Source organism: Margalitia sp. FSL K6-0131 (assembly GCF_038008735.1).
Lineage (GTDB): Bacteria > Bacillota > Bacilli > Bacillales > Bacillaceae_C > Margalitia > Margalitia shackletonii.
Genome location: NZ_JBBOZS010000001.1, coordinates 1148828 through 1161943, shown reverse-complemented (window position 1 = coordinate 1161943; position 13116 = coordinate 1148828). Strand labels below are relative to the sequence as shown.

The window sequence follows — 13116 nt, the reverse complement described above, 5'->3', positions numbered from 1 at the left end:
CACCTCCTATTTCACACGAATTTGCGGATTTACATAGGCATAAGCTATGTCAGCTATAAAATTAATAACAGAATAAATGACTGCAATTAAGAAAACTCTTGCTAGAACTATAGGAAAATCGCGGTTTAGCAATGATTGCATCAGTAATCTTCCTACTCCTGGCCATGAGAACACTACCTCCGTAATAACGGCTCCGCCTAGTAAAACCCCTAAGTCCAATGCTACCAACGTAATGATTGGGATTAACGAGTTTTTTAAAGCATATCTAAAAAGAACACGCATCATAGGAACACCTGATGCCTTTGCCGTTCGAATATAATCCTTCTTTAATACATCTAGCATGGTGGAACGCGTAAACCTGGCAAACCGCGCAACACTATAGGCTGCCAGTGTAATAGTTGGTAGAATCATATGATAAATAGTTCCGCCGCCACCGGATGGAAGCAAATGTAATACTGCGGCAAAAAAGAAGATTAGTAGTAAACCCAACCAAAAACTTGGGATTGCTTGGCCTAATACGGTAAGGCCTACCCCAATTCGGTCATAAAAGGTATTCCTTTTATAGGCAGATAAAATTCCAATAGGAATGGCAATTAATATGGATAAACCTAATGCTGAAAATGCTAATTGAAAGGTTGCTGGCACCCTATCTAATACAACGGATAAGGCATCTTCATGACTCCGAAGTGATTCACCAAAATCCCCTTTAACAGCTTTAAAAAGGAAATCTCCATATTGGACATAAAGAGGGCGGTCAAATCCTAACATTTCACGATATTGAGCAATTTGATCTTTTGGTGCATCTGGAGGAAGGAAAAGAGTAGCCGGGTCTCCTGACAGTCTAAGTAAGAAAAATACCGCTGTTAAGGCAAGAAATATGACAATAATCATTTGCATGGTGCGTTTTATAATAAATTCAAGCATATATGTGGAATCCTCCATTTCTGACTTGCAAAAATGATAATTTTAAGGAAGGGATGACCCTTCCTTAAATATTTTTCACTTCCAACTCATATCAAAAACCTGCATACTTTCGTCCACTTTTGGTTTGAAATTTAGATTTTTATTTACAGCATAAAGATCGGCTTGTTGCCATAATGGAACCCATGCTGCCTTATCCACCAATAATTGTTGAATTTCGCCAAATGCTTGCTTTCTTTTATCTTGATCAAAAATCGGAATGGCATTTTGAATAGCTTTTTCCACTTCCGGATCATAAAAGCCACTGTATGGAGCATCCTTCATAAAAAGATTTTGAATCGTTGACTGTGCATCAAATGCAGGTCCCCATCCTAAAATAAACATGTCCCCTGCCTTGCGTTGTTGAATTTTAGTCAAATGGTTGCCCCACTCATTCACCTGCACTTTTACATCGATACCAATTCTTTTTAGTTGTGCAGCAATAGCTTGTGCTACTTGTGAATCCATTGGATATCGCCCATTCGGTGTATCAAGTGTTAGTTTTAAATCTTTTGGACTATATCCTGCCTCCTTCAAAAGCTCCTTTGCCTTTTCAGGATTGTATCCATAGTCTTTCGTTTCCACATAATCGGCATTAATTTTCGATAATGGACCTGTCATCTTTGTCCCATTACCATTTAGAACTGTTTTTAATAGTTCATCCACGTTTACAGCATAATTAATCGCTTGACGAACCTTTTGATTTTGTAAAGGCCCTTTATGAAGGGTATTTAATGCCAAATAATTTACACGAGATGAACCGATGCTCTCCACTTTTGAGTTCTGGTTATTCTTTACATTCTCAACGGAATCGACCGGTATGTTCTTAAATAGATCGATTTCTCCACTTAAAAAAGCGGAAAGCCTGCTGCTGAATTCTGGAATATAACGGAAAGTAGCTTCCTTAATAGAAGGTTTTCCTTTCCAATAATCATCATTTGCAACCAATGTTAGGTGGTCGTCACGAACCCATTCTTTTACTTTATATGGACCTGTTCCAACTGGATGTTTGGCTGCCTCTTCCAATCCAAGCTTCTTCACATTGCCAGGATCCATAATGAGCAAGTCATCGGCAATTCTAGCAATCATCGTTGGAAAAGGTTTGGAGGTAATAATTTGTACTTTATCATCAGCGATTACTTTTACTTCTATCACGTCAGCCCATCTAGATAAGTAAGTGGAATTGTTTTTCTTATCAAGGATATAATCGATATTAAATTTCACAGCCTCTGCATTAAATGGGTCACCGTTTTGGAACTTTACCCCTTTTTTGAGGGTAATTTCCCATGTATATTCATCGATATTTTTCCATTCTGTTGCTAAAGCGGGCTCGAAGCCACCTGTTTCCGGATTTCTTTTAATCAAAGGGTCGTAAATATTTCTAATTTGTACATCGGTAATATAGTTCACATCCGTATTAGCTAATAATGTTGCCGCATCCGCTTCTATACCAATAACAACATTATCTTTCTTGCTGCTCTTCCCGCTGCTGTTGTTAGATTTTTCATTTCCGGCAGTACCTGCAGTACAAGCTGCTGTGAAGATTACTAACAACATTAAAATCGACAATAACGCTTTTTTACGCACAAAAAATCCCCCTTTATAATTAAAAGTTCTTTCTTCTGTCCTTCTGTGATGATTTATAAAATATTCACCATTAAATTAGTGAATAGACACACCATTACATATGAAAAGAGAAGCTTATAATTATGCTGAGCTCTAGGGGGTTGGCCTCTGTTATTCTATTGTCTAAATCTCATTCTCATAGTCTTTTAAAATACTTTCTATTTTTATCATGGATTGAACCAGCTCATCCAGTTTTTCAGCGGGAATTTTATTTATCATATTAAGGGTGATTTCATTAGAGGAGTTTATCAATGTATCTAATTCTTTCAATCCATAATCTGTAATATGTAAGTAAGAAATTCTTTTATCCTCTTGTGATATCTGTTTTGTTATTAGCTTACCTTCATCAAAACGTTTTAATATTCTACTAAGGTATCCTTTATCTAGTTTGAAATAATCCCTTAAATACACAGCAGTGCAATCCTCTTTGATACTGATCTCATACAAGATTTGTGCCTCTATGGATGAATACTTCGTTTGATCCGTGTACTGGTTATTAACCCCGATAATTCTTGTATAAAACCGATTAAAATGTCTAATTTTCTCTGTATAGTCACCTAATTGCAAATAATCACCCTTTTCTAAATTTACTTAACTATAAGTCCATCAGTTGCCTTTGTCAACCTTTTTTACATTATATTTTTTTATATAAAAATTAGAGGAAAATTATCGTGGAACTGAAATATATATAACAAATAGATTTATTTAAAGGAGCTGTGAGAGCATGGATACGAGTAAAAGAATAATAGAATTAAAATCGTTTATGGAGAAAAACAATGTTAAGGCAAGCATTATTATCAACTTTGAAAATCAATATTATATGAGCGGATTCAAAGCAATCACATATTCACGTCCGGTGGTACTAGTTGTTGAAATGGAGCAAACAAGTTTAATCGTTCCCGCCTTAGAAGAAAATCATGCCTTTAGTGAAGCACAGGCTGACAGACTTTATGTGTATTATGAACATCCAGAAAAAAGCGATAAGGGAACTTCTTATTTAGACCATGTAAAAACATTGTTGTCAAAATATCCTGCTGGAACAAAAATTGGAGTGGAGTTTCATTCATTATCCATAAAAGTTGCCCATCTTATAGAAGATTTGAGATTAGAGTTGTTTGATATTGGAGAAAAAATGGCGATTATGCGTTATATCAAAGATTCACAAGAAATAGAACTGATTAAAGAATCGGGAAGACTAGTAAGTCTAGCGCTGAGCGAATCCTTAAAACATACAAAACCCGGCATTACGGAAATGGAATTAGATCAATATGGCAATCAAACTTTATTCGAGGAAACTTCCAGCAAACATCCTGATGCAACCCTTGAATTCTTTGCCATGTCCCCTTCCGGTATCGAAAGAAGCGTCATGCCACATGTTTTCTCCAATACAAGAAAACTTGAGAGCCACGACATTATCATTCATAGCCGTCAAGTGGGGCTAAATGGATATCGTGCCGAATGTGAAAGAACTTTTTTCGTAGGGCAACCAACTGAGCAACAAAAAACAGCCTTTCAAGCAGCACTAGAAGCACAGCTGACCGCATTAGAAGTCATTAAAGCTGGAATATCTGCCAAAGAAGTAGATAATGCTGCTCGCAAAGTTTTCCAAGAAGCTGGATTAGAAGAATACAGCATTCACCGAACCGGGCACGGGATTGGAATTGGCTTGCATGAAGAACCATCCCTGCGATTTGATAATGATTTAATCTTACAAGAAGGAATGGTTTTCACCATTGAACCAGGCATCTACATACCCGGTGTTGGTGGTTTCCGCCATTCGGATACAGTGATTTTGACAGATAAGGGTACAGAGCTTATAACAGAATACCCTAGAGAAATGAGGGATTTGATATTTTAAGTTTTCTTCAAAAATATTGAAAAAGCACGAATAGAAAAAACCTACTTGGAAACTATATCACCGAGGTGATATAAATGAAAAAAGCAACTATACTATTCCTTTTTATCTTTTTAATCGGTAATGCTTCCCTAGTTTCAGCGGAAATTCCTCATCAAAAGGATATAAACGAAATTCAAGAAATGAATCCAAATGTTTTTATCCACATAGTTACCCCTGAAGTAACTAAGGCGGTTAAAAAGGAGCATGGGGAACAGGCAACATGGACGCCTGATGGGATTGCAAAATTATCAGTGCATAATGACCATACAACGAAACCATCCAAGCGCTGGTATGTAGTAAAAATGAAGATATTAGTTCAAGCACCTGATACTAAAGAAAAACATGCTGACTTGGTAACTTCGAAAATCATCACAGATGCCGATTTAATAAAAATGAAACAAATTCAGAAGGTTGATGCTTTTGTTACAGTGCTAGAGTATCATCATGATGTAAAAGAATGAAAAATGAGGGTGACTCAAAAGGTCTTTAAATAACGACTTTTTGAATCACCCTCTTTCAGCTTCAATTAATCATTCCATTTACAACCACTATAATGTATCATAATATTATATTACATTATAACTTTACGAGGTATATTAGATGAAATTAAATAATTCCAGCTCTCTTCCTTTATATTATCAGCTTAAACAAAATATAAAAGAAGCCATTGACAGTAATGAATATAAACCGGGCAAAAAGATTCCAAACGAGACGGAGTTATGCGAACACTATGGGGTTAGCAGAATTACCGTAAGGAGAGCCCTTCAGGATTTAGTTGACGAAGGTCTCTTGGAGCGGAAACAAGGAAAAGGAACTTTTGTCAGTGCTACAAAAATAACACGAGAACTTATCACTGTAGATGGATTTACTGATTATATTAAAAGAATCGGTAAAAATCCTTCTACGCGAATCATCCTAAGCAAGGAAGTGCCTGCTTCAAAGGAAGAGGCTGAAAAATTAAAGGTACAAGAAGGTGCTCCATTATTGAGGCTAGTCCGAGTAATGGGGATTGAGGAACAACCGCTTGTCATCGATGTTGCTCATTATTCGTTGGAAAGATTCCCGGATTTACCTAGTTACGTGTATAAATATAAATCAACTTATGATGTTCTGAAAAATATTTACGGTGTAGTCAATGGCTCCAGTGAGAAAATTTTAACGGTTAGCTTTGCAACAATGGAAGAGGCAAATTATTTGGAATGTGAGTCCGGGGAACCGTTGTTTAACATCGACAAAGTCTTATGGGATAACAATGGAGTCCCTATTCATATATCAAACTATAAAATTCCAACAGCACGAGCAGCCTTTTCGATTACTACTTAATTCCATGAAAAAAAGCGGGGATCACCCGCTTTTTTTTGTAAATCTTACTTTGAAAGTAATTTACTATCCAATTTCTTTCCGAAGCCAAATGCACCATTTACTTCACAGGTTAAAGAAGCCCTATAAGCTGCAAATTGTAATGCATCCTGAATGTTATGATTCTCCAAATATCTTGTTAAAAATCCTGCGATAAAAGAATCTCCTGCACCTAAAGTATCAATAACATTTGCTTTGACTATTCCTTGTTCGTAAATTTCGCCTTTATATGACATCATGACACCACTTGAACCCCTTGTAACCACTGCATATGGAGTTCCTAAAGAATGTATTTCCTGGAATAACTCTTTGATTTCTATTTCTGTTAGATGACTTCCTGATAAAAAAGCAAAGGTTAGATGTGGACAAACTTGTTTTAAGATTTCATGATCAAAGTGATTGGAGAAATCAAAAGATAATTGGATAGACTTTTTTAATGTTTCCAGTTCATTTTCTAAGCTACTATAAATACTCGTGTGCAAAACATCATATTGCTTAATCAGTTGATAATCTTCATCCGTTAACCGAATTTTTAATAACGATTGAATACCACCTTTGTTAGAACCAACAAAGATTCGATCGCCATCCTCATTTAAATCTACATAAGCTTTTCCACTTTCTCCGCAGGCTCTTCGAATTCGACTGATATCCACTTCATTTTTTTCCAATGAATCAATAATATGATCCCCGACATCGTCATTGCCAATAATTCCAATAAATGCAGTTTGCTTTGCACCGCTATGTTTTGCTAATACTGCCACATTTAGTGCGTTCCCCCCTGGAAACATTTCATTGCGTTCCTTATATATATCTACAACATTATCGCCAATTGCAATTAATCTCAATGTTTTCCACTCCTTTTAGCCTTTTACACTACCAGATGTAAGTCCGCGCACAAAGAACTTTTGCATGCACAGGAACAATATAATAATTGGAATCGCTGATATCATTAATCCTGCTAATAGTACACCCCAGTTCGTTTGCAATGCATCTCGAAATTGCATTAGTCCAGCTGGAATCGTTTTCAAAGATTCCGAATCAACAAAGATTAAGGCAAACAAAAACTCATTCCAGGTAAAGTATGCTGTCAGAATAGTTGCTGTAACCATAATAGGAAAATTTAAAGGAACGAATATTTTCGTAAAAATTTTCCATGTACCACATCCGTCTAATAGAGCCGATTCCTCCAAATCTCTTGGAACTTCAAGGAAAGCAGATCTTATTAATAAGACGGTAATAGGAATTCGATAAGCCACATAGGGTAAAATCATCGCAAAATATGTATCATGAATTCCTAGTGCTTGAATTAATTTATATAGAGGAATAAGGCTAACCTGTGGAGAAAGCATCATTCCACCAATGCAAAAGATTAATAGTAAATGCTTGCCCTTAAATGCAAATCGGGATAATCCATAGGCACCTAATGCACTGATAGATACTGTTAATAAACAAGTAGAAACGGTAACGATCACACTGTTTATAAAATAACTAGATATTCCAGTATTCCATGCTTCTACATAGTTGGAAAACAGCCATTTATCCGGTAAAGCCCAACTATTCCCAAAAATCTCATCCGTAGATTTAAAGGAATTAATCACCATCCAAAAAAGAGGATAGGCAATAATAATAAAATATATCATTAATATAATATAAACTGGCGAGGTTTGCAGAATGGTTTTTCGATTGTTTTTATAGCGTCGGTTTAACGATATTGTTTGATGCTTTACAACTTGTTCATTAGCCTCCATTTTAACCATCCTTTCCAGTCCTGAATAATTTCATTTGGATAATAGATATCATTAATGTCAGGATTAAAATAACCGTCGCAATCGTGGATGCATACCCCATCTTGTCCTCAAAAAAGGCGGAATGATATAGCAGCGTTCCCAAAACATCGCTTGAATTTCCAGGTCCTCCACCTGTTAAAATATAGGGCTCATTAAATACTGTGAATGCACCAGTTAAAGTTATCAAGGTAGTAACAAAGAACATTTCTTTCACTTGTGGGACGGTGATACTAAAGAACTTCCTGATTCCTCCCGCACCATCGATATCGGCCGCTTCATATAATTCTTTTGGTATCCCTTGAATAGCAACGATAAAAAGCATCATAATATAGCCAATACTTTGCCACTGCGAAACGGCAATGACAGCATAAATAGCTGTTTCCGATTCACCTAACCATGCCCGCGTCCAATCCTCTAACCCTATTAAACTTAAAAATTTGTTTACTATTCCATTTTGCGGATCGTATATAAAGGTAAAAAGCAATGCAATAACAGTAATAGAGATAACAACTGGCAGAAAAAACACGGTGCGAAAAAAGCCTGATAATAATCTTGTTATTGGTGCCTCCAGTATCGCTGCTAGTATAAGTCCGCCAAACACTTGGCATACAACTGAAATAACAGCATAAAGTACATTATTTTTTAATGCTATATAAAACACCTTATCATGAAACAGATCGATGAAATTTTGCAACCCAACAAATGTTTTACTCGGTGAAAATGCTGAAAAGTCAAAGAAGCTATAGCGTAAATTTTCCACAATAGGATAATAAACAAAAACTAATAGGAAAAGTAAGCAGGGTGCTAAATAAAGATACGGGGTTATTTTCCTCTTTAAATTAAGCATTTCCCTTCACCTCGATTTTGAAAAAAGGTGGACTCAGGCATCCACCTATTCATATTATTATTTTGCTGCCGATTGTTTTACCTCTTTAGCGGCTTTTTGAACGTCCTTCATTACCTCTTCTGGTGTTTTTTTACCGTCTAACATAAGCTGTGCTCCTTTTAAGTAAGCATCCACAATCTTTATATCCAAATCAGTATCCAACCAGAGCGCTGTTCGATCCGCATTCACAATTTGGTCAACTGCTTTCTGCTGAAGCGGTGATGAATTTTGATCAGTAAGAGTACCTTTTGTAGCGCTATATTCATTCACTTCTTTCACTTGTTGGATTCCTTTTTCTTTAGAGGTTAAAAATTTTATAAATTCCATTGCTTCTTTAGGATATTTTGTTTTAGAGGAAATCATAATTCCCTCTGGGGCACCGGTAATAACATTGGGATCTCCTTTGCCGTCTTCAATTTCCGGCAATTTAAATACTCCTAAATCATCCTTAAGCGCTGGTTCCACCATGCCGATTTCGGCATATTGCATGTAGCATATAGCTGCTTTTCCACTTTTAAAAAGCTGTCTAGCATACTCATGGTCTACCGCATTTACCCCTTTATTAAAATATGGCTCTAATTCTTTGAATTTCTTAAGTGCCTCTACATAACCAGGATTCGAGAAATCACCTTCAGGGTTCTTCGGATCATAATCAACCTTAATAATGTCTTGCGGTACAAGGCGTTGATTTAAAGTTCCAATATAATGCGAAATGGTCCAAGGTGCCTTACTTCCAAATGCAATTGGTGTAATATTAGCGTCTTTTATTTTTTGGAGGTCGTCCATAAATTCGGTCCAAGTCTTTGGTTCTTCCAAGTTTAATTGTTTAAATATCTTTTTATTATAGAAGAATGATTTTCCATCCATTGACCATGGAACTCCATAGGTTTTGCCGTCTAAGGTGAAGGGGATAAATTGAGATTGGATAATTTGGTCAGACCATCCTGTATCTTCTTTAATCATATCCGTTAAATCTAAGGCTTTTCCCGCTCGGGCAAAATTATAGGCAAATTCACCGCTCCAGGAGAAGAAAATGTCAGGAGGATTGCTAGATCCTAATACAACACGAATCTTTTCTTTATAGGAATCATTCAACACAGCTTCCGTCTTGATCTTAATATTAGGATGCTGCTTTTCAAATTCTTTAACAGCTTTCTCAAAGAAAGCCTTTTTGGGCTGTGTTGGCCAGCGATGAAAGAAATTGAGCTGGATTACCTTCCCATCCTTTGAAGATGATGTGGAAGAAGAACATCCAACTAATACGGAGATACATAAAACAAATACAGTAAAGACAGTAAGTATTTTCTTCATTCTTTCTCCCCCTTTTTCACCTATTAAAGACTAGCGGAAAAGTGGTCTCCCACTTTTCCGAAAAAATGAAAGATTAATATTCTACTTTCCACATATAGCGACGTAAGGATAAAGGATGATTCCGAATTTCAGCCAACTTATCGGCATACTGGCGCAATACATAATTAAGTACTAACGGTGCAATATATCCTTTTACCTCATCATCAATATCCGATAGATCATATTCTTTTGCATCAAGTACCGTTAATTTTTCTCCATATTTCTTGGAGAAAGATAAAGCTCTCTCTTCAAGATGTCGTGTTTCATCGAGACCGAGCAAGATGATAAATGGAGTTTCTTTATCCAAAATTTCAAATGGTCCGTGGAAATATTCACCAGCATGAATAGCATGGGAATGAATCCATTGCATTTCCATTAAAATACAGATAGCAAAGGAATACGCAACACCATAATTTGCCCCGCTTGCCATTGTATAAATAATTTTTTCATCTTTATGCTTTTCTGCAAATTGGGTTGCAGCAGCTGCTGTTTGCTCTGCAGCTTTATGGTAAGTAGCTTGCAGCTTTTCAAGATTTTTCTCTATTAGCTCATATTTTTCGTTACCTTCTAGCAAGTTCAAAACACCAAAGACAAGCTGGTACATAACAGAATAATTAGTAGCAAAAGCATCTGCCTCTTTGCCCCATTCATACTTCAAATAAACATCAGATTCCTTCGCTAATGGAGATTCTGGCTCATTTGTTAATGAAATTGCCAGAGCTCCTTTGGAACGGGCAAATTTTGCTGACTCTACTGTTTCAGGAGTTGTACCAGAATGAGAGCAAAGAATAACAAGAGAGTTTTTGCCGAGTTTAACAGGATTACGGTAGATAAATTCATTGGAACTATAAAGATATGAATCTACCCCTTTTGCTTCACGATCCATCACATATTTACTTGGATACATGAGTGCTGAAGATCCACCACATGCTACAAAGAAAACATTTTTAATATCTCTTTTATTAACCTCTGCCAATGCTGCTTTTATTTGCGATTTTACACCTACGTTAATTTCCGTCGTCATAAAACATCCTCCTTATTTTTTATGTAGAAAGGTCTATTACAAAGAGAACCTCCCTTCTGAAATAACGTTATGCAATTTAATATAACATTATATATCGTTATATTAAATTCTATCTTACGACCACATCATAAGGTTGTCAATATATTTTTCTGATAATTTAAATTAAAAGGAATAGACAAAATAATTGGTTGAGAGGGTTGTTTTTTCGACATACACAAATTTTAAATCATCATCTAGCTAAACCTCTCTTTTTTATGTTAAAATAAGATAAATATTCGTACTATGGTTAGAGATTAAGAGAGACCATACAATGTTCTGGAGTTTACTCCAAAATATTTGTATTGGTCTCTTTTTATTTTTTCCTTCCACACATAAGTATATAAAGATGGAGAATTAAGGAGAGGAATCTGCATGAGCGTACAATTTTCAGGAAGTACAAGAGCAAACATTTTAGAGGCGATGTCACAAAAACAATATGATGTATTGATTATCGGTGGAGGCATTACTGGTGCAGGAATTGCTTTGGATGCAGTTACACGTGGGCTGAAGGTTGCTCTTGTGGAGATGCAGGATTTTGCGGGCGGCACCTCAAGTAGATCCACTAAATTAGTACACGGAGGACTCCGTTATTTAAAGCAATTCGAAATTAATGTCGTGGCAGAAGTTGGCAGAGAAAGGGAAATCGTTTATCGAAATGGTCCACATGTTACCACACCAGAATGGATGCTGCTCCCCATTCATGAGGGCGGGACTTTTGGACGTTTCACTACCTCCATTGGTCTGCGTGTTTATGATTTTTTAGCAAGAGTAAAAAAAGAAGAAAGGCGAACGATGCTAAGTGCTGCAGATACACTTGTGAAAGAACCTTTAATTAAACAAGATGGATTAAAAGGCGGCGGTTATTACGTGGAATATCGCACCGATGATGCCCGCTTAACCATTGAAGTGTTAAAAGCAGCAGGAGAAGCAGGAGCTGACATCATTAATTACACAAAGGCGGAAACATTTTTATATGATTCTGCTAGAAAGGTTAACGGATTAATTGTCAAAGATACACTTTCCGCCCAGTGCTACACCATTCATGGAAAGAAAATCGTCAATGCTGCCGGCCCATGGGTGGATGATATCCGCGGAAAGGATTTTTCTAAAAATAACAAGCAGCTCCGCTTAACAAAAGGTGTTCATATTGTCATTGACCAAAGTGTCTTTCCTTTAAAACAATCTGTCTATTTTGATACTCCTGATAAACGGATGGTATTCGCTATCCCACGAGACGGAAAGACATATGTCGGCACTACTGACACCTTCTATGATCAGGATATTCAGCATCCAAGGATGACTGCAGCTGATCGGGAATACCTAGTTAATGCCATTCACTATATGTTCCCGAATGTTGCTATTTCCGAAGACGATGTGGAATCGAGCTGGGCGGGGGTTAGACCGCTTATTTATGAAGAAGGCAAGGATCCTTCCGAAATTTCGAGAAAGGATGAAATATGGGAATCCGAAAGCGGTCTGATTACGATTGCTGGCGGTAAATTAACAGGATATCGAAAAATGGCAGAAAATGTCGTTGATCTTATTGCCAATCGATTGGCTGCAACAGATGAAATGACCTTTAAGCCTTGTCAAACCATTCATTATCCTATTTCAGGAGGAAACATCGGTCATTATGAGGATTTTGTTAATAAAAAATCCAAAGAAGCCCTGCAATATGGTTTAACTGAAGTGGAAGGGAACAAGTTGGCAAAGAAATATGGGGCGAATGTTGATCACTTATTTCAATATGCAATGGAAACGGACGGCCGCTTGCCTCCTTTTGTCTATGCCCAATTAATCTATAGCATCGAACACGAAATGGTTGTGAAACCAGTCGACTTTTTTATCAGAAGAACCGGCAGCCTTTACTTCGACATCCATTGGGTACACGAATGGAAGAATCAGGTGGTGGAAGTAATGCAAGAACGGATGAATTGGACCGTTGAAGAAGCGGAATTTATGAAAAAGGAATTGGAGCAGGAATTGCACTATGCGGTATCTCCGCAAGATTGAAGCTCAGATCCCTTTTTTTACCTGATTCCAACTTTTTTGAAAAAAATAAAATTGGATCGGTGAGATTTGGGGCAGTACACATCTAGGACTAAATACCCAATTCGGGCAGTTTATGCACATTTTCGGGCCATTGCTTTAGAGTTTTGGGCGGTTTCTTAAGGGTTTTGGTCCGTTC

Annotated in this window: 12 protein-coding genes; 4 read left to right on the top strand and 8 right to left on the bottom strand. The window is 36.8% G+C overall.

The features are described from left to right. Positions 1-6 precede the first annotated feature (6 nt). The 3 genes from NSQ59_RS05670 to NSQ59_RS05660 all read right to left on the bottom strand — a co-directional run bounded on the left by NSQ59_RS05670 (position 7) and on the right by NSQ59_RS05660 (position 3153). Positions 7-924, bottom strand: a complete 918-nt coding sequence (locus NSQ59_RS05670; RefSeq protein ID WP_340829983.1) for an ABC transporter permease — start codon at positions 922-924, stop codon at positions 7-9. 75 nt (positions 925-999) lie between these two features. After that, positions 1000-2547: an ABC transporter substrate-binding protein gene (locus NSQ59_RS05665; RefSeq protein WP_340829982.1), complete on the bottom strand. Its 1548-nt coding sequence runs from the start codon at positions 2545-2547 to the stop codon at positions 1000-1002. A gap of 162 nt (positions 2548-2709) precedes the next feature. After that, the gene (locus tag NSQ59_RS05660; protein ID WP_340829980.1) at positions 2710-3153 is read right to left on the bottom strand and encodes a MarR family winged helix-turn-helix transcriptional regulator; all 444 of its coding nucleotides are present in this window, start codon (positions 3151-3153) and stop codon (positions 2710-2712) included. A 157-nt stretch (positions 3154-3310) separates the two neighbouring features. Here NSQ59_RS05660 and NSQ59_RS05655 point away from each other — a divergent pair, with 157 nt between their 5' ends. The 3 genes from NSQ59_RS05655 (at position 3311) to NSQ59_RS05645 (ending at position 5806) form a co-directional block, all read left to right on the top strand. Further along, positions 3311-4444: a M24 family metallopeptidase gene (locus tag NSQ59_RS05655; RefSeq protein ID WP_340829978.1), complete on the top strand. Its 1134-nt coding sequence runs from the start codon at positions 3311-3313 to the stop codon at positions 4442-4444. Positions 4445-4518: 74 nt separating this feature from the next. Further along, a complete protein-coding gene (locus NSQ59_RS05650) occupies positions 4519-4944 on the top strand; it encodes a hypothetical protein (protein WP_055738544.1) in 426 nt (141 codons plus the stop codon). Positions 4945-5083: 139 nt separating this feature from the next. Beyond that, entirely contained in the window at positions 5084-5806 is a 723-nt protein-coding gene (locus tag NSQ59_RS05645; protein WP_055738543.1) for a UTRA domain-containing protein, read from the top strand. Between the two features lie 44 nt (positions 5807-5850). Here NSQ59_RS05645 and NSQ59_RS05640 read toward each other — a convergent pair whose 3' ends face one another. The 5 genes from NSQ59_RS05640 to NSQ59_RS05620 all read right to left on the bottom strand — a co-directional run bounded on the left by NSQ59_RS05640 (position 5851) and on the right by NSQ59_RS05620 (position 10889). Further along, on the bottom strand, positions 5851-6687 hold the full coding sequence (locus tag NSQ59_RS05640; protein WP_126648029.1) for a PfkB family carbohydrate kinase: 837 nt from the start codon (positions 6685-6687) through the stop codon (positions 5851-5853). A 15-nt stretch (positions 6688-6702) separates the two neighbouring features. Next, positions 6703-7590 carry a carbohydrate ABC transporter permease gene (locus NSQ59_RS05635; RefSeq protein WP_340829975.1) on the bottom strand — a complete coding sequence of 296 codons (888 nt, stop codon included), beginning with the start codon at positions 7588-7590 and terminating at the stop codon, positions 6703-6705. A 1-nt stretch (position 7591) separates the two neighbouring features. Then, positions 7592-8476, bottom strand: a complete 885-nt coding sequence (locus NSQ59_RS05630) for a carbohydrate ABC transporter permease (RefSeq protein WP_340829973.1) — start codon at positions 8474-8476, stop codon at positions 7592-7594. A 57-nt stretch (positions 8477-8533) separates the two neighbouring features. Beyond that, on the bottom strand, positions 8534-9826 hold the full coding sequence (locus NSQ59_RS05625) for an ABC transporter substrate-binding protein (protein ID WP_340829971.1): 1293 nt from the start codon (positions 9824-9826) through the stop codon (positions 8534-8536). A 73-nt stretch (positions 9827-9899) separates the two neighbouring features. Beyond that, a complete protein-coding gene (locus NSQ59_RS05620) occupies positions 9900-10889 on the bottom strand; it encodes an SIS domain-containing protein (protein ID WP_055738538.1) in 990 nt (329 codons plus the stop codon). 411 nt (positions 10890-11300) lie between these two features. Here NSQ59_RS05620 and NSQ59_RS05615 point away from each other — a divergent pair, with 411 nt between their 5' ends. Beyond that, entirely contained in the window at positions 11301-12941 is a 1641-nt protein-coding gene (locus NSQ59_RS05615; protein ID WP_340829969.1) for a glycerol-3-phosphate dehydrogenase/oxidase, read from the top strand. The last annotated feature ends 175 nt before the right edge of the window (positions 12942-13116 follow it).